The 25,465-nt window shown below is 53.8% G+C and carries 24 protein-coding genes, 2 pseudogenes and 1 other annotated feature; of the genes and pseudogenes, 7 read left to right on the forward strand and 19 right to left on the reverse strand.

Annotated elements, in window-relative coordinates; translation table 11 throughout:
- Positions 1-98: a sequence feature (AL1L pseudoknot), on the reverse strand. This feature is flagged as partial in the annotation.
- Positions 1-373 (reverse strand): annotated as a pseudogene (locus tag HZS80_RS07020) (transposase); the annotation flags it as partial. (Overlaps the previous feature by 98 nt.)
- A 633-nt stretch (positions 374-1,006) precedes the next feature.
- Here HZS80_RS07020 and HZS80_RS07025 point away from each other — a divergent pair.
- Positions 1,007-1,213 carry a hypothetical protein gene (locus HZS80_RS07025; RefSeq protein ID WP_179915600.1) on the forward strand — a complete coding sequence of 69 codons (207 nt, stop codon included), beginning with the start codon at positions 1,007-1,009 and terminating at the stop codon, positions 1,211-1,213.
- A gap of 22 nt (positions 1,214-1,235) precedes the next feature.
- Positions 1,236-1,865 carry a hypothetical protein gene (locus HZS80_RS07030; RefSeq protein ID WP_179915601.1) on the forward strand — a complete coding sequence of 210 codons (630 nt, stop codon included), beginning with the start codon at positions 1,236-1,238 and terminating at the stop codon, positions 1,863-1,865.
- 87 nt (positions 1,866-1,952) lie between these two features.
- Here the strand turns inward: HZS80_RS07030 and HZS80_RS07035 are convergent, their stop codons facing one another.
- The 9 genes and pseudogenes from HZS80_RS07035 to HZS80_RS07075 all read right to left on the reverse strand — a co-directional run bounded on the left by HZS80_RS07035 (position 1,953) and on the right by HZS80_RS07075 (position 13,725).
- Positions 1,953-2,645 (reverse strand): PLP-dependent aminotransferase family protein, encoded by a 693-nt coding sequence (locus HZS80_RS07035; RefSeq protein WP_179915602.1) that lies wholly within the window; start codon positions 2,643-2,645, stop codon positions 1,953-1,955.
- A 16-nt stretch (positions 2,646-2,661) separates the two neighbouring features.
- A complete protein-coding gene (locus HZS80_RS07040; protein ID WP_179915603.1) occupies positions 2,662-3,717 on the reverse strand; it encodes a helix-hairpin-helix domain-containing protein in 1,056 nt (351 codons plus the stop codon).
- Positions 3,718-3,891: 174 nt separating this feature from the next.
- Positions 3,892-5,649 carry a hypothetical protein gene (locus tag HZS80_RS07045; protein ID WP_179915604.1) on the reverse strand — a complete coding sequence of 586 codons (1,758 nt, stop codon included), beginning with the start codon at positions 5,647-5,649 and terminating at the stop codon, positions 3,892-3,894.
- 80 nt (positions 5,650-5,729) lie between these two features.
- Positions 5,730-6,578: pseudogene (locus HZS80_RS07050) on the reverse strand (YifB family Mg chelatase-like AAA ATPase); the annotation flags it as partial.
- A 117-nt stretch (positions 6,579-6,695) separates the two neighbouring features.
- Positions 6,696-7,577, reverse strand: a complete 882-nt coding sequence (locus HZS80_RS07055) for an ABC transporter substrate-binding protein (protein WP_035555077.1) — start codon at positions 7,575-7,577, stop codon at positions 6,696-6,698.
- Positions 7,578-7,726: 149 nt separating this feature from the next.
- Entirely contained in the window at positions 7,727-9,829 is a 2,103-nt protein-coding gene (locus tag HZS80_RS07060; RefSeq protein ID WP_179915605.1) for a TonB-dependent siderophore receptor, read from the reverse strand.
- Between the two features lie 159 nt (positions 9,830-9,988).
- Complete coding sequence (locus tag HZS80_RS07065; RefSeq protein WP_179915606.1) at positions 9,989-10,987, reverse strand: helix-turn-helix transcriptional regulator; 999 nt, start codon at positions 10,985-10,987, stop codon at positions 9,989-9,991.
- Positions 10,988-11,036: 49 nt separating this feature from the next.
- The gene (locus tag HZS80_RS07070; protein WP_246361786.1) at positions 11,037-13,232 is read right to left on the reverse strand and encodes a TonB-dependent receptor; all 2,196 of its coding nucleotides are present in this window, start codon (positions 13,230-13,232) and stop codon (positions 11,037-11,039) included.
- A 139-nt stretch (positions 13,233-13,371) separates the two neighbouring features.
- Complete coding sequence (locus HZS80_RS07075; protein WP_179915608.1) at positions 13,372-13,725, reverse strand: accessory factor UbiK family protein; 354 nt, start codon at positions 13,723-13,725, stop codon at positions 13,372-13,374.
- A 357-nt stretch (positions 13,726-14,082) separates the two neighbouring features.
- Between HZS80_RS07075 and HZS80_RS07080 the strand changes: the two genes are divergently transcribed.
- The 3 genes from HZS80_RS07080 to glnK all read left to right on the forward strand — a co-directional run bounded on the left by HZS80_RS07080 (position 14,083) and on the right by glnK (position 16,233).
- On the forward strand, positions 14,083-14,421 hold the full coding sequence (locus tag HZS80_RS07080) for a P-II family nitrogen regulator (RefSeq protein WP_007112359.1): 339 nt from the start codon (positions 14,083-14,085) through the stop codon (positions 14,419-14,421).
- A gap of 36 nt (positions 14,422-14,457) precedes the next feature.
- The gene (locus HZS80_RS07085; RefSeq protein WP_179915609.1) at positions 14,458-15,705 is read left to right on the forward strand and encodes an ammonium transporter; all 1,248 of its coding nucleotides are present in this window, start codon (positions 14,458-14,460) and stop codon (positions 15,703-15,705) included.
- Positions 15,706-15,894: 189 nt separating this feature from the next.
- Positions 15,895-16,233, forward strand: coding sequence for a P-II family nitrogen regulator (gene glnK / locus HZS80_RS07090; RefSeq protein ID WP_007112362.1), 339 nt, complete (start codon positions 15,895-15,897; stop codon positions 16,231-16,233).
- Positions 16,234-16,365: 132 nt separating this feature from the next.
- Here glnK and HZS80_RS07095 read toward each other — a convergent pair whose 3' ends face one another.
- Positions 16,366-17,142 (reverse strand): ferredoxin--NADP reductase, encoded by a 777-nt coding sequence (locus tag HZS80_RS07095; RefSeq protein ID WP_179915610.1) that lies wholly within the window; start codon positions 17,140-17,142, stop codon positions 16,366-16,368.
- Between the two features lie 179 nt (positions 17,143-17,321).
- Here HZS80_RS07095 and HZS80_RS07100 point away from each other — a divergent pair, with 179 nt between their 5' ends.
- Positions 17,322-18,248 (forward strand): LysR family transcriptional regulator, encoded by a 927-nt coding sequence (locus HZS80_RS07100; RefSeq protein WP_179915611.1) that lies wholly within the window; start codon positions 17,322-17,324, stop codon positions 18,246-18,248.
- A gap of 33 nt (positions 18,249-18,281) precedes the next feature.
- Here HZS80_RS07100 and HZS80_RS07105 read toward each other — a convergent pair whose 3' ends face one another.
- The 5 genes from HZS80_RS07105 to phnD all read right to left on the reverse strand — a co-directional run bounded on the left by HZS80_RS07105 (position 18,282) and on the right by phnD (position 22,251).
- Positions 18,282-18,710, reverse strand: a complete 429-nt coding sequence (locus HZS80_RS07105; protein WP_179915612.1) for a host attachment protein — start codon at positions 18,708-18,710, stop codon at positions 18,282-18,284.
- A gap of 92 nt (positions 18,711-18,802) precedes the next feature.
- Complete coding sequence (gene phnE / locus HZS80_RS07110; protein ID WP_035555089.1) at positions 18,803-19,612, reverse strand: phosphonate ABC transporter, permease protein PhnE; 810 nt, start codon at positions 19,610-19,612, stop codon at positions 18,803-18,805.
- Positions 19,606-20,418 (reverse strand): phosphonate ABC transporter, permease protein PhnE, encoded by an 813-nt coding sequence (gene phnE, locus HZS80_RS07115; protein WP_179915613.1) that lies wholly within the window; start codon positions 20,416-20,418, stop codon positions 19,606-19,608. Before phnE (HZS80_RS07115) ends, phnE (HZS80_RS07110) begins: the two co-directional genes overlap by 7 nt.
- Positions 20,405-21,202 (reverse strand): phosphonate ABC transporter ATP-binding protein, encoded by a 798-nt coding sequence (gene phnC / locus HZS80_RS07120; RefSeq protein ID WP_035555094.1) that lies wholly within the window; start codon positions 21,200-21,202, stop codon positions 20,405-20,407. The genes phnE (HZS80_RS07115) and phnC overlap by 14 nt, the downstream gene beginning before the upstream one ends.
- 56 nt (positions 21,203-21,258) lie before the next feature.
- Entirely contained in the window at positions 21,259-22,251 is a 993-nt protein-coding gene (phnD, locus tag HZS80_RS07125; RefSeq protein ID WP_035555097.1) for a phosphate/phosphite/phosphonate ABC transporter substrate-binding protein, read from the reverse strand.
- 172 nt (positions 22,252-22,423) lie between these two features.
- Here phnD and HZS80_RS07130 point away from each other — a divergent pair, with 172 nt between their 5' ends.
- Positions 22,424-23,020 carry a histidine phosphatase family protein gene (locus HZS80_RS07130; RefSeq protein ID WP_179915614.1) on the forward strand — a complete coding sequence of 199 codons (597 nt, stop codon included), beginning with the start codon at positions 22,424-22,426 and terminating at the stop codon, positions 23,018-23,020.
- Between the two features lie 8 nt (positions 23,021-23,028).
- Here HZS80_RS07130 and HZS80_RS07135 read toward each other — a convergent pair whose 3' ends face one another.
- The 3 genes from HZS80_RS07135 to HZS80_RS07145 form a co-directional block, all read right to left on the reverse strand.
- Entirely contained in the window at positions 23,029-23,424 is a 396-nt protein-coding gene (locus tag HZS80_RS07135; protein WP_374730596.1) for a RidA family protein, read from the reverse strand.
- Between the two features lie 116 nt (positions 23,425-23,540).
- Entirely contained in the window at positions 23,541-24,269 is a 729-nt protein-coding gene (locus HZS80_RS07140; RefSeq protein ID WP_035555299.1) for an amino acid ABC transporter ATP-binding protein, read from the reverse strand.
- A gap of 86 nt (positions 24,270-24,355) precedes the next feature.
- On the reverse strand, positions 24,356-25,456 hold the full coding sequence (locus HZS80_RS07145; RefSeq protein ID WP_035555105.1) for an amino acid ABC transporter permease: 1,101 nt from the start codon (positions 25,454-25,456) through the stop codon (positions 24,356-24,358).
- Positions 25,457-25,465 lie beyond the last annotated feature (9 nt).

Raw genomic sequence — 25,465 nt, forward strand, 5'->3', positions numbered from 1 at the left:
CTACAAATCGACTCGACCCCGAACTGAGCACGATGCTCGTCGATAAATGACACCATCAATTGGGTTTGCGGTCGAGCTCCGCCTGGGCGAAAAAAGCAGCCGCCTTACGGAGAATTTCATTGGCACGCTTCAATTCGGTGTTTTCACGCTCTAGCTGCTTGAGTCGTTCATGTTCAGACAGGTTAACCGAGCTGTTTTCCTGCGTGAGTTCTGTGCGTTTGCACCAGGCTCTCAAGGTCTCTGGTGTACAACCGAACTTGCTGGCAATGGAACAGATCGCCGCCCACTTGGACGGGTATTCGCCTTGCTGTTCAATAACTAAACGAACAGCTCGCTCCCGCACTTCTGGGGAATATCGTTTTGGTGAGTTCATGACTTCATCCTCTCAAGATATGAAGTCTCCGGTAAAGCCGGGGCGGTTCACTGTAGGCTTGTTGTGGAACCTAGCCTGGGTCTGGTTTCTAGAGCCGCCGAACTGTTTGGCAGCCTCAAGGACGACTGCTGTATTGCTCACGAATGCTCGCACTTGCCATCGAGGTATTTTGAGAACTTTGACGAGCTGCTGTGTGGAAGGTCGCTCCTGTCTTTAGCATCCACGATTACGGGACACTGATGAAGGAATTCGGCATCATCCTTTGGCAGCTCAGACTAGGTTGCCCAGGATGGACGAACAGGACGCAGAGTAATTACGTCCTTTTCCTGGGTAATCTCAAGCTCTCTAACCCCTTCATATGCCATGTCAGCGGGCAGGTGACGATCCTGGCTATTACCATTTTTGAAAATTGGGACAGTTCTCCTGGGCTAAACCTCCGAAAAATGAAATGTCAGCCACTCATTCAGGGTCGGCATGCAGCCACCCCGAGGTTTGCCAGCATAGAATCGGACGTGAGCCCGAAGGGCTGACATTTCTTGAATGGTCTGCTTTACTAGATAAAACAGGTGTGTATACTCGGCAAACTTTGGCTATAGCGTTATGTAGCTGCAACCTCCCACAAGAGGTGGTGTTATGAATGTGACAGTACTGCCCAAAATGACTGAAAAGCAACACAAAGCAGTGGTTAACAAGGCAGTGAAAAATGTGGAAATAGTAAACTACCGAACAATACCTAGCGAAAATAGGGCTCGCAAGTTCACTGATGAGGAGATTCAGAAAGCTGTGAAACGCTTCTCTAAACTAATTCTGAGTGCTTCTGAAAAATGCCCTTCCAAATAATATTAAATAACAAGGTGTTAAGATGGAGCGTGGTTCGCAAGGGAAGAGATGGGTTTTCGATGAGCTTGTAGAAGATAGAAGCACTGACATTCAAGGCTTGGTGGCTTACGCGCTGTATAAAGCAAATAAAGCCGATATTGCTAAAACAAAGCGTGAGCAAGGCTTATCGGAAGAAGCTATAGTTGCTGAGGTCAGTACATTCCATCAAAACGCTGTGAATAGCCGGTCTATGCTAGAAGGTTATCGTGAGAGAGCTGGGATCTTGTTGCAGGAATTGTCTGAGGCTATTGAAGATGAGGTAAGGGACGAATATGAACATCAAGCTGCCTCGGTTGAAAGAAAGCGCACTGACGACCGAAGAAGACAAGCTGATGAGCTTAGCCGATTGAAAGGTCAGCACAAGAAAGAGATAGAAAAGGAGCGCAAAAAAGCTGTGACAGAGTTTGTTGCAAAGGTTAAACAAACTCCATGTGAAAAAGCTCTCCCGAGAGTTGTAAAGTGGCAATGGAATGGTTTCTCTGGTGTCTTTGCCGCTATAATTTTTGCCGTCATAGTAGGCGGAGTAATTTACCAAGTAATGCCGGAAGAAAAAAAAGGGGAATTTATTTCTTCCGTTATTGCTGAGCTTGTTGGTGAAAATTCAAGTTATTAGGCATGCAATTCCCCCCAAGTTTGAGAGATTTTATTTTTTCTCTATCAGCCCCCCACAGCGCGTCGTTGACGATATACCTCCGCTATGTCAAAAATCCTCTGCCGGGGCTTGCTGCAACTTATCCCTCAACCTGCTCAATTGCCGCCCAGGCAAATGGAACGCAGCCTGCAATGTTGGTCCCCAGTAATCATCTTCGTATGCAAGGACGTCGATGGCGCGCACGCTTGGCTCCAAATTCATCAGCATTTCATCGGCGTTACGTGAGTCAGCGAATAACTGTTCCTGAGCGCTCTGCTCCACCAATGTCATCCCGAAGTATCCGCTGCGCAACTGCTCAGCCTCAAAGCTGTTTAGTGCCAGTGCTAAGCTCGCTTCGTCGGCAAACGTGCCTTGTTGCAGCTCGTAAACCAAATCCAGGCTGTCATTCGGCCCTTCCGCAAAAATCATCCCAAAATCACGAGCCAAAGCACCAATCAGCGTGGCGTACAGGTCATCGCTATAATCCGCCACGATGGTGGTGCTCACCAGTGTATTATCCTCCGCGAACATCAGTTGGCCTTGAAACACGCGCTGAAGAAACTGTACGCCATCATGGCAGAGCGCTAAGGCACCGAAATCTCCAGAGCAGTCGTAGTAGCCCTGACTGCGCGGAAACTCATCTATGTGTTGCCCGTAGTGCCAGTCCTTGAATAGCCGCGTGCTGTTTTCCGCCGCAAAGGCAACGGGTGTAATGATAAAGGTAGCGCTTGCTAATGCGGCGACAGTAATCGATTGCTTCATCCCCTTCCCCACATTATTACGGACATACCAGCCCGCTATCTTCGATATCCTGCACGCTGGCAGCACCCAGTCCACTGATTCGGGTCAAGTCGCCAATCTCTTCCCAAGGCTGCATCTCAATAATACGTTTTGCCCTTACGGGCCCCACGTTCGGTAGCTCGGCAAGTTGGTCAGACGTGGCGTCGTTTAGGTTGATGCAGTAGGCCGTATTATTAGCCGCGACGTACGCGCTACCGTCAAACCCCGTCAATTCAAGCTCTCCGTCGCCGAAGGCAACCCAAACGGGGGCATGGTCGGACACCGAATCACGCACAGCGGTATGCTCACCCGGCAGCAAGTTAGGAAACTGAAGGATACCGCTGTCGGTGATTGGCGCTTGATCACTATGCCAGATATTGTCGTAGAGGTTGCTCCACACGCCGTCCGTTGTGCCGAGCGTCGTTGCGCCTTCAGTAATCGCAGGCGTTGCGCCCATGTCGCGTAGCCCTGCCCAACCTTCGTGAGAAGGCCGTAAATTAAAATCGCCCATCAATAAACGTGGTGTATCAGAATAAACCTCTTCCAACCACTGCCAATAATCAGCCAGCGCTTCAACTTCGGGCAGCCGATCGCTCACGCTGTCGCCGTACACAACATGCACGGTCGCTGCCGCAAACTGCTGGCCGCTCTCCAAGGCTGTAAACTTTGCGGAATACGGCTCCCGTGCGAACACGTCGCTACTGTCGAGAAACACAACAGCGCCTGAGTCGTACTTAATCTCGCTCTCCCGCCAAAGAAAGCCGTAGTGTTCTCTGTAGGTGCTGCGGCCTAGGTCGTCGCTGGCCATTGAAGACCAGGGTTCACCACTGGTTGCTTCTACGGCTTTCTCAAGCTGCGCAAGCGCTGTGGTATCCATCAGTTCCTGTATTGCCAAGAAATCAAAGTGCTGGGCAACATGGGCAACCTCAGTTATTGCCTTGTCATTGTTCCAACCCAAATGTTTAATGTTCCAGCTTCCGATGATGGCATCAGCTGATACAACGGCGGGCATTAGTGCTGCGGCGGCAATTAGTGCGGCTGGTGTAAACCTCATACTTCTTCCGAAATTTATGCAACTAACGTGAGTGATAGAATAGTTGGTTTATGAGCGTGAATAGCTCAAAGAATGATGGTCGTTCAACTATCCGAGTGATGATCGCTTCCAATACGAGATGGACACCATCCGCATGTGAGCATCAATGCTTTAGTCAGGTAGTTATACTATCAACTATAGTTTCAATCCCATTTTTCTAAGAGCGTTTTTTGCCGCTGCTTCACAGAATACTGAGTCATTGGTTGATCTTCTGTGTACGAATGCGTCAGCATGTCCAGGACATCTATTTAGAACCTTTTTAAATATACCCTTCTTGTATCGGATCTCTGACAGTAGCCTACGGAGCCATTCATCAAAAACTGCATCGTCGTCGAGAACAAAGCAGAGGCCACTGATAGTTTCCTCATCTACTTCGTTTGAGTCAGCTGATGATGCTATATGCTTTCGTTGTATCTCAATAATGTAAATATATTTTGTGTCTGACATTACCCGGATAACCAAAGCCCCCCTAAGCTTTTGTTTATCATAGTCAATAAACGGCCAATGCTTTACACTCGTCGTTATGTTAGTGTCATCTTCGATGGGATTAAACTGAATAAGCTTTGGCTCGGAATAAGCACTAAATCCATTCTCAAACGTAAACCATTCAACTTTTCGTATTCTGTTAGGGTGCGATTTATGAAGGTAGCGAAATGCTGTCCACATATCCCTGAGTATTCCCTGAGACTCCATTTCCAAAGAGGTATATAGGTGAGCTTTACCAACATCTTTTCCTGCGCCGAAGGCTTCACCGGTTGAGAAGCGGTTCTCGTCTCCCGGTTTAGGTGTACTTTGACGGTTGGCTGAGCTATTCCTATCTCGCCACTTGTCGATAACCTCTCGCGGCTTACCTAATACAGCAAACTTTTCTTCCTCGATATCTAACCACGATGACCCATGGTCTGGTTCAGTGTCATCCGTTAGATCAATGATTTCACCAATGCCTGGTTGTCTTTTAGATGGTAAGTTGATGGAGTCGTCGTTATCTTTACCTTCATCGGTTGCTACCCGTTGCTCTTTTTCGCGTTGAATGGTGGTGCCACCTGGTTGTGAGCTTCCCAAAACCCGCAGGGCTAGAAATGCGTTACCACCATCTATTGAAATCCCCGAGACTGCCAGCTGCCCTTCTCCCTGAAACCATGGAGTGGCCCTTAGCAATGAGTAAGACTTCCCTGCTAAGAAGTCCGCTTCAATGTACGAATAAATATTTTTTGCGGCGAGTTTCGCATATGGGTCGTAGAGAATATGAGCCAACAAAATGGCGTCGCCTTTATGCATACGCCAATTAAGCTTTATTGGCCATGTCCCCGGTTGGGGTGGTTCATCAAGAGGCTTGAAAAGCCGCTCTTTTACGCCTTTCCAAGGATATGTAGCGAGGACTCGATTTACTTCTGAGGACGAACCGTAGCAGCGGGAAAAAAACTCAACGCAAGGTATAAGAAGATGTTTTCCATTAGGGAGAAAGAAATTAATAAAGTAAGTTTTATGATTTCTGGTTTCGGACAAATACTTTGTGATATCAGCTTCTGCCTCAGAACTAAGGTAGGAGCTCTTCAGATCAGCAAAAGTAATGAGTTGCCATCCACCTTCTGAAAAAGAGACATCAAATTTTGCCTTATCATGGGGAAAATATGTTTCACAAGCGCCTTTACGCCAAACAGATCCGATGCGTAGCAGCCCTAAGTGAGTTAACGCCAGATCGCGTTTAGTAATTTTCCCCAAGTTGTTCTGATCGTCGAGGTAGCGAAAAAACACAGCTACCTTAGGAACACTGCCGGCAGGTAAGTTTTTCGTAACAGGACCATACCACCAAACAACCATACGTTTGTCTTCATCTTTCAGAGTCCCATCAGGAAAACTGAACGCTCTGCATGATCTCAGAGTAACCTTCACAAGGGCGAACTCCATTTCGAAGCAATATCGCCATTGTCGCAGTAATTTCTAAAATGTCGCAATAATTGCTGAAAATGACAGCCGCCGCCGACCAGGGCGGCGGCGCTGGCACTGTGATGGGGTTGGCGGAATGGCCTTTTGCCCCAATCAGCTTCCAGTGGCAGGCCGCAGACCGAGCGCACGGCGGCGACTTCCAGTGCATCCTCTTCGGAAAGCGGCGGCAGAATGCCTGGCAGGCGGCTGGCCAGCATGGTTTTACCGGTGCCTGGTGGGCCTGCGAATAGGAGATTATGACCACCAGCAGCGGCGACTTCGAGCGCACGCCGCGCCTGCTGCTGGCCGCGCACATCGGCGAGGTCATCCACCGGCGTAGAGGCCTTAACCGAGGCACTGAGCTTGTGCGGGAGGATCTTCTCTTGGTCGAGTAGGTGGGCGACGACTTGCCATAGCGTGTCGGCAGGCAGTACCGGTAAGTCGCCTGCCAGGGCCGCTTCATCGGCGCAGTCGCGGGGAATAATCAGCGCTTTTTTTGCCCGCCGCGTAGCCAGGGCAAAGGGCAGTATTCCCGGCACTGCGCGCAGTTTGCCATCTAGGGCCAACTCACCAGCGCATTCCATGCCTTCCAATGCCTCAACCGGCATTTGCCCAGAAGCGGCGAGAATGCCCAGGGCAATGGGCAAATCAAAACGGCCGCCCTCTTTGGGGAGATCAGCAGGAGCAAGGTTAAGGGTAATACGCCGGGTGTTGGGGAAGTCAAAGCCTGCGTTAACCAACGCACTGCGTACCCGTTCGCGGCTCTCTTTCACAGCGGTTTCCGGTAGGCCCACCAGCGTTAGGCCTGGCAAACCGTTAGCTAAATGCACCTCTACATGCACCGCTGGTGCGTCTAAACCTACGCCTGCGCGCGTGGCTACAATGGCTAACGTCATCGCCGTCCCTCGCTGGTTTTTGGTAAAAGCTCTGACCCTAATGTGAGCACAATCTACTTTAATTTAAGTCTTAAACTACCTTAGTTAATAACGCTTTGGTAGCGTCCTGCTGTGTGATTATTGTGCAGGCGCTGCTTCCAGCGCTGCGGTCAGTTCCTTGGCAAAGCGTTGAGCCGAAGGTAATGCGCCGAAGCTCCATACCGGCGGCAGGCGCAGCAATCGATTGTTTTTAACACTGGGAAGGTGCTGCCACAGGCCGCTTTTTGCAAGTTGCTCTTCTACCCCGGCGGGGAGCGGGTCGATGATAACCAGCATTGCCTCAGGGTAGCGTGCCAGCGCTTCAACCCCCGCCAGCGCAAATCCCCAGGCGTTGGTGGGCTGATCCCAGGCATTAGGGAGTTCGAGCTGCTCAAGAACGGCGTTGTAGAGGCTGTTATCGCCAAAGACACGCACATGGCGGGCATCCATAAACTGCACCATAAGTAACGGCGCGATTTCTGACTGTGAGAGGGGCCGGGATTCGCGCAGCGTGGCCATCAAGGTTTGGGTTTCTTTGATCAGTTGCTCGGCCTGGGGCTGACGCTCGGTTAACTCGCCCAACTGGCGGGTCAGGGTTTGCATCTCTTGCCAAGTATCGGTGCCGGGCGAATAAAGCGCGAACGAGGTGACCGGGGCGATTCGCTCCAGGCGCGGTGTTAAGCCAGCGAACATGGGAGAGATCAGTGTCTGTTCGGGCGGTATTTGGGCCAGTAGCTCTAAATTAGGTTGGGTGCGCAGACCCATATCGCTGACGCTCTCGGGGATGCGGGGCTCGCCCACCCAGTCGTGATACGCGTCCTGCTGGGCAACGCTGCTAACAGGGGCATCAATGGCCATGAGTGTTTCGGCGATGGTCCAATCGACCGTCGCCCACTGCGCCTGGGCAGTGGAGAAGGCCAGGAGGCAAACGGCGAACAGCCCGCAGCGTGCGAGAAAAGATAGCGGGGTGGCGTGGCGCATGGTGGAGAAAGGCTATCCAGAAAAATAAGTGATGTATTTAAACGATAATATTTATTGTTTGCAAACCTGTTTTCAGAAAGCAAACTGCCCAGGCGTCGTTGCCTGGGCAGATGTGCTAAGGATTACTTAGCAGTGCTTAAAACGAAAGTTTAGAAACGATAGTGGACACTGGCCGTCACGCTCCGCTCGGCGCCAAAGTAGCAGTACTCCAGGGAGTTGCAGGAAGCCACGTACTCTTTATCCAGCAGGTTGCTCACATTCAAACGTGTCTCAACACCCTCAACACCGAGTTGGCTGAGATCGTAACCAAGGGTGGCATCCACCAGCGTGTAGTCGGGTACGCTTTCGGTGTTAGCCCGGTCAGCGGCAATATCCGCATAGTGGCGTACACCAATCCCCATATCCACACCGTTTAGCCAACCTTTGTTGCCCTCGTAGTGGCCCCATAGCTGAACCTGGTGTCGGGGTGAGTAAATGGCGTTATTGCCCTGGTTGCCGTCATCGCTTTTTGCGTAAGTGATATCGGTGAAGCTGTAGCCTGCCTGCAGCGAGAGGGTATCGGTCAACCGTGTTTGCGCTTCCAGCTCCAGCCCTTGGGATTCGATCTCCCCCACGGCGCGGTATGGGTCGGTGGGCTGCTCTTTGGTGGCGACGTTCTCCTGGCTGATATGGAATAGCGCCGCACTGTACTGGCTTTGGCTACCGTTAGGCTGGTATTTAACGCCGGTTTCCCACTGTTCGCCTTCCATGGGCTGGAGCAGATCGCCACTCTCATCCACGAAACTGGTGGGGGTGAACGCGGTGGAGTAGCTCAGGTAGGGAGCCACGCCGTTATCGAACAGGTAGACCACCCCGGCGCGGCCACTGAACTGGGTGTCGCTGAGGGAGCTGGTATCACCGCTATCGCGGTTGGTATTGTCGATATTGACCCAGTCGTAGCGGCCACCCAAGGTGAAGCGCCAGTTATTGAGGGCTATCTGGTCTTGCAGGTAAACCCCAGTCTGGTCGATCTCATGGCGCTCGCGTACCGGGGCGTAAAACTCGATGGGGTCGCTGCCATAAACCGGGTCAAAGGCATTGAGCGGTGGGAAATACCCAGAGGGCCACGATACGTCGTTTGTTCGCTGCTGGTAATCAACCCCGACAAGCAGTGTGTGATCCATAAAGCCGCTGCTGAGGGTGGCTTCTAACTGGTTGTCGAGTGTCCAGGCTTCCAGGGATTCATTGCTGCCGGAGTAGTAGCGGGTGAGCTCGTCAGACGAAGGGGATGTCCAGCCATAGCCATAGACCTGATTGAGCACCACGTCGGAATTGAGATAGCGCATCAATTGGCGGCCGGTCACCTGTTCGTTGAAGCGGTGTTCCAGGGCGTATCCGACCATGCGCTGGGTGCGCTCGTAGGCGTCGTAATCCTCTTCACCATCATAAAAGTTATTGCTGATTTTGCGGCCATTATGGGCGACCACGGCCCCCTCATAGGGTACGCCGGAGTGGTAGCCGCCTTCGGGTTCATCCTGTAGGTAGGCTTCTACGGTGAGGCTGGTGTCATCGGTGATATCCCAGGTGAGCCGGGGTGCTATGGCATAGCGCTCCTCTTCCGTCGGGCCAAACTGGGTATCCGCGGCGCTGGCAATCCCGGTTAGGCGAAAGGCCACCCGTTGTTCTTCGCCAATCGGCCCGGTGAGGTCAAAAGCGGCGCTGCGCTGGTTATTATTACCCACTCGAAAACGTAGCTCACCGCTCTGTTCAAACTCTGGCTGCTTGCTGTTCAGGGCGACCACGCCGCCAGGGGAGGCGCGGCCATAGAGCACCGAGGCGGGCCCGCGGACAACTTCTATGCTGTCTAGAAACCACGGATCGATGCGCATACTGCTATGGGAGTTGGCATCACCCATCACCTTTAACCCATCTAAAAACGTATTGCTCAAGCTGCCGTCAGAAAACCCGCGGAGTACCAGGTAATCAAAACGGTTGGAGGCGCCAATCTGGTTGCTGTAAACACCGGGCGTGTAGTCGGTGGCGCGCTGTACGGTACTTACCCCGCGGTTGTCCATCTGTTCGCGGGTAATGGTGGAAACGCTCTGGGGTATTTCGATCGTGGGCGTTTCCACTTTGGTAGCCGCCTGCTGGGCAGTGACCGTGACGGTGGCTAACTCGTTGTTTTCTTGAGCGTATACCGGGGAAGCAGCCAGTGCTGAGAGAACGGCGACGCTAAGCGGAGCGCGTAGAAAACGGTGATGGGGGATAAACATGGGAGGCACCTGCAGTAAGCATCAATTAACCAATGTGTTAATGAGAATTATTGCGCTTAATGACGGCTGAAAGGTATGCGCAATGACAAAGGGCGTATGCGTGGTGCCAAAAAACGCCCAACAAAGGAACTTAGCGCTCCCAAAACAACCCTGCGGCCTTTAATGGCGATGGAACACTTCATGAGGCGCAATGCCAAAAGCGCGTTTAAAGGCGGTGGCAAAATTGGTGGCGTGGCGGTAGCCGCAGGCGTGAGCGGTTTGCTGCACGCTATAACCTTTGCGTAAGTACGCTTGAGCTTGGGTCAGGCGACAACGTCGTAGGTAGTCGAATATTGAGCAGCCGTAACAGCGGTGAAACTTGGTGCGTAGGCTGCTCGGGCTCATCGCGGCATTGCGGGCCAACTGCTCAAGCCGATAATCCTGGTTGGGGGAGTGTTCGAGCTGCTGACGCAAGCACTCCAGGCGTTGGTGATCGCGTTGGGTTAGACCCGACGGCAGGCTAACTGCTTTTCCTGCGTCGTTGGACTCAAGGGAGGCGGCAGGCAACCCATGAGCTAATAACTGGAGCGCGAGACCTTGCCATAGCAGGCGCTGTCGCTCTACTGGCCAGTTCGAAGCCAGCGCTGCCTCCAGGCTATGAATAAGGAACTGCGGCACCTGCCAGGTATGCAGTACGGGCGTTGCCGGAGGGGCAACATCGATAGGCGAAGGGTTAATGGACGAGAAAGAGGGCAGCTCTTTACAAGCCAGAAGCGATACGTTGAGGATGCGCAAACGCTGTGGCGCGGGCTGGAAGACCTCAAGCCCGGTCTGCTCGTTGAAATGCGCACTGAAGGCGTCGCCAGCCTGCAACTGAAACGACTGGTGCCCGAGACCGACTTGGATATGGCCCTCGAGTATCACGCTGAGAAACCACGGCGCGGCACGCCGGGAAGTGGAGGCGTAAGCGTGCAGGACGTCAAGATCCGAGTGTGTCACGCGCAGTGTGGGGTCTATCTCGACGTCCATCACCCGCCCACGGGCAACACAAGGGGCTGGCTGGGAGCGGTCGGGCGCTTCGGGAAAGCGGTAGTCGATCCCGAAGCGCTGACCAATAGCCAGCAGGTCATGGGTGGTCAGTGGTACGCAAGATGGCGTTATTGGGCCGAGTGTAGCCATCCTCGTTACCTCACCCTTGAGCGGTTGTCAGCGAGTAGCGAACCACCTCTCAGTACTCCATCGACCAGTTCAGGGTGTAAGTACGCCCGCGGCCCTGGTAGTCGTAGAGGTACTCTGGGCCGTAGTAGGGCGAATAGAACATGGCGGCTCGCTGCCCCCAGACGGTGGAGTACTGATCATCCAGCAGGTTCTGCACTCCTAGGCTTAAGGTGCCAAGATCGGTTTCCTGGCTGAGCGATAAGTCGAGGGTGGTATTGCCATCGATCTCCCGGTCGGCATCGTCTTTCAGGTCGAAGTTGTGGTTGGCCTGTAAGCGAGCCGAACGTACATAGTCCGTCCAGCTAATAAAGGCGGTGGCGGAAGAGAGGGATGCATAGCGGGCGTCACGCTTCTCCCACTCCCCTTGGTCGTTCTCCTGCTCGGAACGCACCAGGTGCAGAGTGCCCCCTGCCTCCAGGCCATTATCGAAATAACGAGTCACGGCGCTTTCCAGGCCGAAGTCGCGCTTCTTCTCATCCACAACGCTGACGCTTAAATCCTCGGCGTTCTCTACCGCCTTGTCCGACCAGGCGTAGTAAAGCGCTGTCTGGGCCGTCCAATTGCCCCCCTGGTAGCGCCAGCCTAGCTCTACTTGATCCGTCTCAATGGCAGATAACGGGTTGTTATCGACACTGATGTCGGGGCTCTTGCCGTAGTATTTGGCGGGATCTGGCAGCTCGAAGCCCTGGCTGAACTGCAGCCAGTTCTGGTGTCCGTTGCGGTGGTCGTAGAGAGCGCTGGCATTGAAGAGCGTCGCTTCGTAGTCATTTTTGCCGCCAGGAATCCCCTGGAATTCATCCACTTCGACGTCCATATGCTGCTGCCGCAAACCGGCGGAGAGCTTGAGCGCCTGGGTGGCCTGCCAATCGCCCTGGAGGAAGCCTGAAAGCCCGTCCACTTGATAACCGGGGTAGCGGGGCTCAACGCCCGATGCCTGCTGAACCAAGCCGCCGGAAGCATCCGATATATCGGTGTCGAACAGCATCTGGCTGGCATCGAAGGTTTCACGATCCAGATCGAGGCCATAGGTTAGCGAAACGTCATCACCCAGGCGTGATTCAAACAGCGCTTTGATGCCGCTTAAATCGGTGTTTTGCTGCGAGGCGCGAAATTGCAGTCCGTCGGCGACTGGGTAGGGAAATGCCTGAAAGCTGGACTCCTCCTCGCGGTGAAACGCCTGCAGGTAGAAGTTTTGCCCCCACAGGTTGGCGTGGTGATAGTTGACGTTGACGAGCTTACGGTCGGTTTCCGGATCGCGCTGTGAACGGTAGCCATCGCGAATCTCGGCATCGTTCAAGTTGGGCGTGGCTGCGTCGAGGTTGGGGAAGTAAACACCCCGATCACCTTCATAGCCTGAACGGTATAGCTGGGCACCCAGCTCCAGGCTCTGTTCGTCGGTTAAACGGAAGGAGAGATTGCCCAATACATCAATGCTGCGGTTGTCCTGCAGGTCGGTCTGGGCGATATCGGGGAAGATTTCCTGGCCGCTGCTGTCATAGTGGCGGCCGTTATCGCCAATGGCGGTGCCCAGGTAGCCTTGAACTCGCTCATTGCCGCCGCTGATCGATTGTGACAGACGCCGATCCATATCATCGCTGTTATTGAAGCCAGTGGTGATGCCTGCTTCGGTACGCCAGTTCAGGCCTTCTTCGCCTTTGCGGGTAATAATATTGATCAAGCCCCCTGTAGCACCGCCGCCATACAGACTGCTGGCGCCGGAGAGGACTTCCACCCGCTCAATGTTAAAGGGATCGATGGCGTCGAATTGGCGTGAAAGCCCGCGGGAACTGTTCAGCGATACACCGTCGATAAGCACCTGCACACCACGGCCGCGCATATTTTGCCCATAATTGGTGCGCCCTTGCGGTGCCAGATCGAGCCCCGGCACCAGACGCCCCAATGCCGTCTTTAGATCTGCACCATTGCGGGTCTGTTGTTGCAGCATCTCTTTGTCAATTACCCATACCGCACCGGGGATTTGGCTGATCTGGGTGGGGGTTCGCGATCCAACGACCACCATGGTGTCGTCGGCGCTGGCGCTAGACGCGGTGCCAGAGGCAGTGTTTTGGGCAAAAACGCCGTTGGAGAAGCTCAGTAACAGACCGGTGCCAATAAGACCCGATAGTGAAACAAACGGCGGCGAAGAAAACGGCTTTGTAAAAGGCAGCTTTGCAATAGATAGGTTTGATAGTGACGGGGTGTGCATAGTGAACAATCCGCAGACGGTAAGAAAATCAAAGGCGGAGGGTATCACCACGAAAAACAAAGTCAACGATAGTGATTCGTATTTATTTTGAGGAGCGGGCAGCAATAGGCCATCGCCCTATTGCTGCTGCTAATGAAGCTTAAGCGTTATCGGGTTTGTGCTTCTCTTCTGCTGCATCTGATTCCGGCTCATGCGGCTCTGGAACCGGAGGAGCTTCTGCTTCAAATGGTGTGACCGTTGTTTGTGTGGAGGCCTCAACGGCGGCTTCAAGGCTAGCGACTTGACGCTCTAACGCCTCTACCCGTGAACGGGTGCGCTGCAGTACGTCCATTAAAATGTCGAAATCCTCCCGTGAGACAAGCTCCAGGCGGTCAAAAGCACCACGCACGACTTGCTGCACGCCCTTTTGAATATCTTCCGGCGCCTGGGAGGCGTTTTGTAAACGGTCGCCAATTTGCTGGGCCAATCGGCTGATGCGGTCTTGAGGCGCCATAGCTGCTCTCTCCTTATAACTCGCTAAATGAATATATATAAAAAGTGCTTACCGATAAGGATACGCAACAGTTAGCGAATTCGCATGTATCGCGTGCTTTTACTGGTTAGCCCATGAGATGCATCGAAATAGCGCAGGCAACTTTTGCTTACGCTCTTTTTTGGTGCAATAGCAGTGGCATGGCCACGGCTTTGCTCGGATTTAGCTCTGAAGATAACTTTTGGTGTCTGCTAATTAGCTGACTTATAAGTAAAAAAAATCAGCTGGCACAGTATGAGCATTATCGGTTCAGGTGCTTATTCTGGCGGCAGTGCCGCTACCAATCTAGCAGGACTTATCCAGCAGGGGAGATCCGGGATGAAACTCATCACCGCTATCATCAAGCCATTCAAGCTCGACGACGTTCGTGAGGCATTGGCCGACAACGGCGTTCAGGGCATTACGGTCACGGAAGTTAAAGGTTTTGGCCGTCAAAAAGGGCATACCGAGTTGTATCGTGGCGCGGAGTACGTCGTCGACTTTCTACCCAAGGTAAAAGTGGAAGTGGCCGTAGACGACGCCCGTTTAGAGAGCGTATTGGATGCGATCTGCAGTGCGGCTAACAGCGGCAAGATCGGTGACGGCAAGGTGTTTGTTACGCCACTGGAAGACGTGATCCGTATTCGTACCGGCGAACGCGGCGCTGACGCCGTCTAATCATGGCTTAACCAGACATTAAACGGGGAACATACAATGAATGAGTTTACAGAGTTGAGCTACGCGCTCGATACGTTCTACTTTCTAATTTGCGGCGTGCTCGTGATGTGGATGGCCGCTGGCTTCTCCATGTTAGAAGCAGGCCTGGTACGCTCCAAAAACACCGCCGAAATTCTAACCAAAAACGTTGCGCTGTTTGCCATTGCCTGCACCATGTACCTGTTGGTCGGCTACTACATCATGTACTCCAGCAGCGCGGGCGGCTTTCTGCCTAACCTGGGCTTCTTGATTGGCGCTGAGAATAGCGCTGATGCGGTGACCGCAGGCGGCGATGATGCTCCCTATTACTCTATGCGCTCTGACTTCTTCTTCCAGGTAGTCTTTGTGGCAACCGCCATGTCGATTGTGTCGGGTGCCGTGGCCGAGCGCATGAAACTGTGGGCCTTCCTGGCCTTTGCAGTGGTAATGACCGCGTTTATCTATCCGGTGTCTGGCTACTGGACCTGGGGCGGCGGCTGGTTGTCTGAAGTAGGCTACTCTGACTATGCGGGTTCAGGCATTGTGCACCTTGCCGGTGCATCTGCAGCACTCGCTGGTGTCATCGTGCTCGGGCCGCGTAAAGGCAAATATGGCAAAGATGGCTCTATCCACGCGATTCCGGGTGCCAACATGCCGCTGGCAACGCTGGGTACCTTCATTCTGTGGATGGGCTGGTTCGGCTTTAACGGTGGTTCCGAGCTCAAGCTGGCGGCCGTCGATTCTGCTAACAACGTGGCGCAAGTGTTTGTAAATACCAACGCTGCAGCAGCAGGTGGTGTTATTGCCGCGCTGATCTTGGCCAAACTGTGGTTCCGTAAAGCGGACCTGACCATGGCACTGAACGGTGCGCTGGCGGGTCTGGTGGCAATCACCGCTGATCCGCTCTCTCCGACCGCACTGGGCGCCACGATTATCGGCGCGATTGGCGGCATCATTGTGGTCGCTGCCATCGTCACCCTCGATAAAGTGAAATTGGATGATCCAGTCGGTGCGATCTCTGTACACGGTGTTGTCGGTATCTGGGGCGTACTGGCAGTGCCTTTGACCAATGACGGCGCATCATTCGGTGCTCAAATCATCGGTATTGCAGGTATCTTCGGCTGGGTCTTCCTGGCAAGCCTGGTGGTATGGCTAATCTTGAAAGCCATCATGGGCATCCGGGTTAGCGAAGAAGAAGAGTATGAGGGCGTTGATATCGCAGAGTGTGGTCTCGAAGCCTACCCAGAGTTTGGTATTAAGAAATAAACAGCGGTATTAAGAAATAATTTAATGCCGACCTAGTGAGCTGACGTGCTCCTTATGGCCTCCCCTTAGTGGGAGGCTTTTTATTCTCTGCCGATAGCGGTGTATGCTGGTGGTTAGCGGTTATCGGTTGTGGCACTCGCAGCTGTTCAACCCGACCCCATTACGGCCACCCAGTTAGAGGAAATGGTAATGAAATTGATCACAGCTATTATCAAGCCGTTTAAGCTCGACGATGTGCGCGAGTCGCTCTCCGATATCGGCGTGCAGGGTATTACAGTGACGGAAGTGAAGGGCTTTGGGCGTCAGAAAGGGCATACCGAACTGTACCGCGGCGCCGAGTATGTGGTGGACTTCCTACCCAAGGTGAAACTGGAAGTTGCCGTGGACGACGACATGGCCGAGCAGGTGATTGATGCCATCACCCAGGTGGCGAACACGGGTAAAATCGGCGACGGCAAAATCTTTGTGATGCCGCTGGAGCAGGTGATTCGTATCCGTACTGGCGAAACCGGTAAGGATGCGGTTTAGGTTTGTGAATTGTAAGGCGTAAGTCGCACAAAGCCCCTGTGGATCATCTCCAGCAGGGGCTTTGTATTAGTGATGCATCACTATAGCGGCTAAAATTTTTCTACTCACCACTCACCACTCACCACTCACCACTCACTTCTCGACAAACGCACGCTCAATGACGTAGTCGCCGGGCTCGCCCATGCGCGGCGAAATATTCAAGCCCAGCTCGTCTAGCAGTGCGCTGGTATCGTCCAGCATGGCGGGGCTGCCGCAGATCATCGCGCGATCCTGGCGTGGATCGATGGGCGGTAGGCCAGTATCTTCAAACAGCTTGCCCGAACGGATATGGTCGGTCAGGCGTCCCATGGTGTGGAATTCTTCCCGAGTAACGGTGGGGTAGTAGACCAGCTTTTCAGCGATGTCTTCACCCAGGTATTCATGGGCTGGCAGCTCTTTGGTGATGAAGTCGGCGTAGGCCAGTTCAGAGACCTCGCGCACTCCGTGAACCAGTACTACCTTCTCATAACGTTCATATACTTCAGGATCCTGAATCAAGCTCATAAACGGCGCCAAACCGGTACCGGTGGAAAGCATATACAGGTTGCGGCCGGGAAGCAGGTCGTCGGTGACCAGCGTGCCGGTTGGCTTGCGGCTGACCATGATTTGATCGCCCACTTTCAGGTACTGAAGGCGTGAAGTGAGCGGGCCATCGGGTACCTTGATGCTGAAGAACTCAAGATGGTCCTCGTAATTGGGGCTGGCAATCGAGTAAGCGCGCATCAGCGGTTTGCCATTCACTTCCAAGCCAATCATCACAAACTGACCGGTTTTGAAGCGCAGGCTGCGCTCACGGGTAGTGCGGAAGCTGAACAGAGTATCGTTCCAGTGATGAACGCTAAGCACTTCTTCCAGAGCAAACTTACTCATGCTGTGTCTCCATTAGTCGACGCTGGCGCTAGACCGCATCGCTCATATTCTTAAAAAGAATAAAAATGATTAAATATGTTGTCAGCAAGTCTAAGCAAAGGGTGGTATATCTGTTAAGCAAATTATATTGATATCAGATATCTAAAAAATAGATATAGATCAAATAAAGGTCAGACGCTATGCACTACACTTTGCGGCAGTTGGAAGTCTTTGTGGCGGTTGCCCAACATGAGAGCGTCTCCCATGCGGCGCGGGCGCTGGCCATGTCTCAGTCGGCTACCAGCACGGCGCTTGCGGAGCTTGAGCGGCAGTTTGACTGCCAACTGCTGGATCGGATCGGCAAGCGCTTAAAACTCAACGCACTGGGCTTTCAGCTGTTGCCCAAAGCGGTTGCGCTGCTTGATCGTGGTGAAGAGATAGAAGAGCTGCTTCGTGGCCAGAAAGGGGTTGGTTCGCTGGATGTAGGGGCTACGCTGACCATTGGTAACTACCTTGCCACGTTGCTTATCAGCGATTTTATGCAGCGTCATCCCGGCAGTCGGGTGCGTTTGGCGGTGCGCAATACGCGTCATATTATCGAAGGCGTGCGCCAGCACTCGCTGGATTTAGGCTTGATCGAGGGGCAGTGCGACGATGAGATGATCATTAGCCAGCCCTGGGTGGAAGATGAGCTGTGCGTGTTTTGCTCGCCGCGCCACCCGCTGGCAGGCCGCGAACATCTTGAGCTTGAGCAGCTGTTGCGAGAGGACTGGATTATGCGCGAAGAGGGCTCTGGCACCCGCATGACCCTGGAGCACGCCGCCCGCCACCGCCGCAGCCGGTTTAACACCCTGCTAGAGCTGGAACATACGGAAGGTATTAAGCGCGCCGTGGAGTCAGGCTTGGGGATTGGTTGTGTTTCGCGCCTGGCACTGCGCGATGCCTTCCGGCGCGGCAGCTTGGTGCCGCTGCCCACGCCGGAGTTGGATCTGAAGCGTCAATTCACCTTTATCTGGCACCGGCATAAATACCTCACCACCGGCGTGCGCGAGTTCCTGCGCTTGTGCCGTGAAATGACCGCCGGGGCCAAGCGCAGTGACGATATTGTACTGCCGCCGATTCCTTAATGAACGTGATAAGCAATGTGGTTACCGATACATCTAGCGTAAGTCGCTTACGGCAGTTTGTATATCTGCTAGCGAGGCTTTGCTTAAGTCTTTCGACAGGGAGTGAATCACCAGTTTCTGCGTGGGGCCATCAAGCTTATCCCGTAATAGGCCTAAAAATTTGGGCGGTGCGACCATAATCAGCTTCTCTAAGCTGTTATCCACACGGGCGCTATACAGGCGGTTGGCGACCTCTTTAGCAAACAGCTCGTTTTCATGTTTGGAGGCCGCTCCCTCTTCGCCGGAAGAGCGCGCCGTGCTAGACATCGACTCGTGCACATCACCGCGACGGTCGGTGATCAAATCACCTTCATGCAGCCGTCCTTCTGCGTGAACCAAGCTCTCCTGTTCCGCCAGCGTCAAGGCATCACGAGTAAAGATACGTGCGCGGGCGGCGTCGGCTACCACGATATAGGTTGTCATCGCTGTGCATACTCCATGTCGTTGATGGTCATCTAACCATGGCAAGCGTTTGGCGTTAGGTCAAACGCTTGCCAGGGCTTAAGCAACGCGGGTTACAGCACCTTGCTGCGCAGCAGGCTGGTTAAGGCTTCCCCAATCAGTACCAGCACAATGATGGCCATCAAGATGGTCGCCACGGTTGGCCAGGCAAAGGTATCAATCGCACCCTGTAGGATGACCCCAATACCGCCCGCGCCCACTAAGCCAAGCACCGTCGATTCGCGGATATTGATATCCCAGCGCAGGATCACAATGGCAAAAAATGCTGGCATGACCTGGGGCACAATCGCGTAGGCGACCACTTTGGCCTTGGAGGCTCCGGTGGCTTCCATCGCCTCTACGGGGCGCCGATCAATTTCCTCGATTGCTTCACCCATCAGCTTGCCAATAAAACCAATGGAGCGAAATACGATGGCGAGGATGCCGGCTAACACGCCGGGGCCGAAAATGGCCACGAACAGAAGTGCCCAGATAATGGTATTTACCGAACGGCTGGAGACCAGAATAAAACGCCCCAGCCACAGACAGGCCCGGTTAGGCGTGGTGTTCTGGGCGGCAATGTAGGCCACCGGTAGCGCTAAAAAGATGGTCAAGAAAGTGGCTAGCGTGGCGATATGCACGGTCTCAATCAGCGCCGCGATAATGCCGTTTAACCCATCGGCACTGGGCGGCCACATACGACCCCCTAGTGCAGAAATTTGATTGGGTGCATCCCATACCCAAGGCCAGAAAATATCAATATCGCGCACCGCCCAAACCACTACCATCAAGGTCGCTAGTAGAACGGCGTATCGAATAAGGCGCTGTTTGCGGTCATAGCGTTGCCAAATACGATCGGCAAGCTGCTGTGCGTGATCTACCATATTTTTTTCCTTACCCAGCCGCTGACACCTTCACTGAGCAAAATGACCGCGATGATAATGAGCAGAATCGCAAAGGCGAAATCGTAGTCGTAGCGTCCAAAGGCGTTCATTAGCGTACCGCCAATGCCGCCTGCTCCCACGATTCCGACCACCGCTGATGCGCGCAAGTTGCTGTCCAGTTGATACATGGAAAGCCCCACTTGGCGTGGCAGTATCTGCGGAAAAACGGCATAGAACAGAATCGCCACATACCCAGCGCCAGCGGCTTTCATGGCCTCTACTTGGCCCCAGTTAATCTCCTCTATCTCTTCGGCCAGCAGTTTGCCTACGAAGCCAATGGAGTAGAGGGTTAGGGTCAAAATCCCCGCGAGCGGCCCAAACCCAACCGCAGCAACAAATAGAATCGCCACGATCACGGGGTGAAAGCTGCGCGATACAATAATCACTGCACGGCCAATAACATAGATAGGCATGGGTGCGATATTACGCGCCGCCATCACGGCAAAGGGAATAGAGAGCAAAACCCCCATCAGAGTCGCCAAAATAGCGATTTGAAAGCTCTCTTTAAAGCCGGTAATCAGCAGCTCGTAGCGCTCTAAGTTGGGGGGGAAGCCGCCGCTAAAAATACGCGCTGCGCGGGGCAACCCTTCAGAGATACGCGCCCAGTTGAATGGCAGCGAGCCGAAGGCCCAGACCAAGTAGATGACCGCGACGATGATCAGCCCATAGCGCAGCAGCGGATTGGCAATAAATGGCGGCTTTTTCCAGGTGCGGGGCGCTGATGAAGGGGCGTCAGGCGGAGTCATGGGAGCGCTCCTCCACAGGCGTATCGGTAATCGCATCGTCTGGCGCTTCAATGCCGCCGTAGATAGCGTCTAACGCGTCTTTGTTGAAGTCGGCTGGTAAGCCATCAAAGATCATCTTGCCGTGGCGCAGGCCCACGATGCGCTCGGTATAGGTTTTGGCCTGAGCAACGTTATGGATATTGATCAGCACCGGCAGCGACAGCTCGCTGGCCAAACTCTGCAACAGAACCATAATCTGTTCAGAAGTACGCGGGTCTAATGAGGCGGTAGGCTCATCGGCCAGCAGCACTTCAGGTTCCTGCATCAGTGCGCGCACCACGCCGACCCGCTGGCGCTCGCCACCGGAGAGCTCATCGGCACGTTTGTTGGCGTAGTGAGCAATGCCCACCCGCTCCATCAGTACAAAGGCACGCTCAATATCTGCTTGGGGATAGCGGCGTGAAATCGCCTGGTAGAGATTGACGTAGCCCAGCCGCCCGGCCAGCACGTTCTCCATCACGGTTAAGCGATCCAGCAGGTTAAAGCCCTGGAACACCATGCCGATTTTGCGGCGGGCGCGGCGCAATTCAGCGCCCTTCAGGTTCACTAGCTCATTGCCGTTGAGTTTGATGGAGCCCGAAGTCGGTTCGACCAAGCGATTAATACATCTTAGCATGGTGCTTTTACCCGCACCCGAGGCGCCTACGATAGAAACAACGCTGTTTCCCTCTACCTTGAGGTCAAGCCCTTTCAGCACGGCTTCATCGTGGCCATAACGTTTGACCAGATTGGTAATTTCCAGCATGTGTCCGCTTCCATCGTCGAGACAATAACCGCACCGCCGGCGGCGGTGCGCTACGTTTACTCTTCCAAGTTTTCTGGCGTATAGCTCACGTTATTGGCTGCTTGGATGGTACGAATCACCTTCCAGTTGTCTTGGTAGTTGATGGGGATGAATTTCTCGACGCCCTCAAACTCTTCGCCTAACTCGGTGCCGATAAAATCAAAGCTGAAGAAGGCTTCTTCAATTTTTTCGACCAAATCTGGGTGCAGGTTGTGCGCGTAGTTGTACGAGGTGGTGGGGAATCGGTCGGACTCAAATATCAGCCGCACATCCTCTTCATCGTAGAGGCCTCGGGCGGCCATTCGCTCGACTACTTCAGAAGCCACCGGGGCGGCGTCATAGTCTTGGGCCACAACGCCGAGCATGGATTGATCGTGACTACCCGAGTAGACCACTTCGTAATCCTCATCGGGAGTGATGCCGAGCTCAGGCAGCAGTGCGCGAGGGGCTAGGTTACCCGAGTTGGACGTTGGAGAAGTGTGGGCGACGCGTTTGCCTTTGAGATCCTCGACCTCATGGATATCGGAGTCAACATGGGTAAACAGCTGCAGGGTATAGCCAAATTGGCCGTCATCAGAGCCCATTAACGCAAACGGCACGGCTCCGGCCAAGTTCACCGCAAACGGCGTAGGGCCAGTGGAGAAACCGGCGATATGTAAGCGCCCGCTGCGCATGGCTTCCACTTGAGCAGCGTTAGACTGTACCGCAAAGAAGCGCACATCCCGCTCGGTGACCTCAGCCAAGTGATCGATAAACGGTTGCCAAATGTCCGAATAAATAGCCGGGTCTTCTACGGGGGTATAAGCAAAAATCAGCGTGTCGGGATTAGCCCACTCAGCCTCATCGGCAGGACGGTCGGCGACCATATCGCCATTTTCGTCGCAATAAATAGTATCTAAGTCACCGCGTTCACACTCAGCGAAAGCGGGCGTAGTGAGCAGGGCGAGCGGTAAGAGTGATGCGGCGGTAAGCATCGCGAGCGGGCGCTTGCGGAAGAGCGAAGTTGCCATGGTAAGCCTCATTTGTGCGTTATTGTTGTGTTCTTGCTATGGATCAAACTGTGTTTCCTTTGCTGCGTTTTGCCACTAATGAAACGGAAAATGTTTCGTAAGTGGACATTCCGCGCCAAGGATGGTTATTTTCGAAAGCAGACACCTTCAATCTAGGGTTTGTGACAAACTTATGTCAAATACTTTACAGCCACTCTCCGACCATTGGCGCAATCGCTATTTATTAATGCGCCACGGTCATAGCCAGGCCAATCAACAGGGCGTGATTGTCAGCTCGCCAGAGCGAGGAATAGAAAACTTCGGTCTTTCTGAATATGGCGAGCAACAACTTGCCCAGCTCGTTGCCGATTGGCACTGGCCTGCGCCGACCCGCGTAGTGCATTCAGACTTTTTACGTACCACGCAAACCGCCGCCCGAGTAGCCGCTAAGTTCGGGTTAGCACCCTGCGTGGATAAGCGCTTGCGGGAGCGAAATTTTGGTGACTTAGAAGGTCAGGGAGACGAGCACTACCCTAGCGTGTGGGCGTTAGATGCCGAGGATACCGAGCATCGTCACCATCAGGTGGAAGCCTTAAGCGCGGTGGCGCAACGTATGCAAGCAGTCATCGCGGATTGGGAACAGCAGGTAAGCGGCGAAACCATCCTGCTCGTCAGTCACGGTGATCCGCTGCAAATCCTGCTGACTGCGCTGGCTAATAAGCCCCTTTCCCAGCACCGTGAACAGCAAGCGCTTCTTCCCGCGAGCATTACGCAATTAGGACTTATGTAACTAAGGTCTTAGGCGCTCTCGGCCGCAGGCGGGATCCAGGCAATCATATCGACTTCCACATCGGCACCGCCCGCCAGGCCGGTAACGCCAATGCAGGTGCGGGTAGGCAATGGCTGCGGGAAGTAGCTCGCGTAGACCTTATTCACTTCGTCGAAATGACCCATATTGGTAATAAATACCCGGGACTGCACCACATACTCGAAGGCACTGCCGACTTCTTCCAGCACGATCGCCAGGTTTTGCATTACCCGGTGGGTCTGTTCGGTGAAAGTGCCCAACAGCATTTCGTTGGTTTCGGGCACCGTCGGCATTTGCCCCGTGATAAACACCAGATCACCTACACGGCACGCATGAGAAAACGGTGCGATAGGCTGTGGTGCGCGGTCGATAAACAGCTTTTCAATCATGCTTTTATCCTTTTTTTGATAGCCGTTTTTAAAGTCTGTTAACCATCATGGGCCTCAAGTGAGACCCATGATGACGTACTTATCCACAGCCGCATTGCTGCTGGGGCTGTGGATTAATGGCCCAGAATCTGGCTTAGGAACAGCTGGGTACGTTCAGACTGTGGGTTGTTGAAGAACGGCTCTGGTGCGTTCTCTTCAATGATCTGCCCCTGATCCATAAAGATCACCCGGTCGGCGACGGTTTTGGCGAAGCCCATTTCGTGGGTCACACAGATCATGGTCATGCCCTCTTCCGCTAGCTCCACCATAACGTCGAGGACTTCTTTGATCATCTCGGGGTCGAGGGCGGAGGTGGGCTCGTCAAACAGCATCACGTCTGGGTGCATGCACAGCGAGCGGGCAATTGCGACACGCTGCTGTTGTCCGCCCGAGAGCTGCCCAGGGTACTTAGTCGCCTGCTCGGCAATGCGCACCCGCTCCAGGTACTCCATCGCCAACGCTTCGGCCTCTTTGCGGGGCTTCTTTTGTACCCACATTGGCGCGATACAGCAGTTTTCCAGCACTGATAAATGCGGGAATAGATTGAAGTGCTGAAACACCATGCCCACGCTGCGACGAATCTGCTCGATACGCTTAACGTCTTGGGTCAGCGGTACGCCGCCCACCACAATTTCACCTTTTTGGTGCTCTTCGAGGTGGTTAATGCAGCGAATCAGCGTTGATTTACCCGAACCCGAAGGGCCGCAAACCACGATACGTTCGCCGCGTTTTACTTCGAGGTAGATATCACGTAGTACGTGAAAGTCGCCGTACCACTTATTGACGTTGCGCATCTCGACCATCAGGTCAGAAGTACTGGTGTCAGAGGTGTTGGTGGCTGCTTGTGTCATGTTGAAATCCTACTCAAAACGTAAATAGAGATGCGGCGTCAGTGCTTATGGCCGGTATTTAGCTTGCGTTCCAGGTACTGGCTGTAGCGCGACATGCTGAAACAGAAGATCCAGAACACGAACGCGGCAAATACATACCCCTCGATTGAGAAGCCCAGCCAGCGCGAGTCGGAAAGCGCCGCTTGCACAATGCCCAACAGGTCAAACAGCCCGATGATCATCACCAGGGTGGTGTCTTTAAACAGTGAGATAAACGTATTAACGATACCCGGAATCATCATTTTTAGCGCCTGGGGCATCACAATTAGCCCCATGCGCTTCCAATACGTCATCCCCAGCGCCGCGGCGGCCTCATCCTGACCTTTGGGAATCGCCTGCAAACCACCGCGAATAACTTCGGCCATATAGGCACTTTGGAACAGCGTTAGGCCGATCAGCGCCCGCACTAGCCGATCCACACTGAGCTCCGACGGCAGGAATAGCGGTAGCATTACCGAGGCCATAAACAGAATGGTGATAAGCGGCACACCACGCCAGAACTCAATAAAAATCACGCAGAAGGTTTTGACGATAGGCATGTTCGAGCGTCGCCCAAGGGCGAGTACGATGCCAATCGGCAGTGCCCCAACCATACCCACTGTGGCCAGTAGCAAGGTCAGCATTAAGCCGCCCCAGCGGTGGGTGGAAACACGCGGTAGGTCAAAGTAGCCGCCGTGGAGCAACACATACGCGATGACCGGGAAGATCAGCAGCGCAAACAGCGCCATCCAGCGCTTAAACGGCAGGCGCGGGACCACCATCCAGGCAATAATGCCCGCGAACATGGCAAACACAATGTTGGCGCGCCAGTACTCTTCGCTTGGGTAAAGGCCATACATGAACTGGGAGAAACGCGCGTTGACGAATACCCAGCAGGCGCCTGCCCGTGTACAGTCTTCGCGGCTGTCGCCTACCCAGTTGGCATCGATAAACGCCCACTGAACCGTTGGCACCACGAGCAGGTAAAGCACATACAGGCCTAACAGCGTGAAAACAGTATTGATCGGACCGTTAAACAGGTTGCCACGTAGCCAGGCAATTGGCCCGATGGTGCCTTTGGGGGCCGGGCGCTGAGGTATGGTTTCTTTATTGTGAATCATGGGGTCGCC

The organism is Vreelandella glaciei, assembly GCF_013415125.1.
In the GTDB taxonomy this organism is placed as follows: domain Bacteria; phylum Pseudomonadota; class Gammaproteobacteria; order Pseudomonadales; family Halomonadaceae; genus Vreelandella; species Vreelandella glaciei.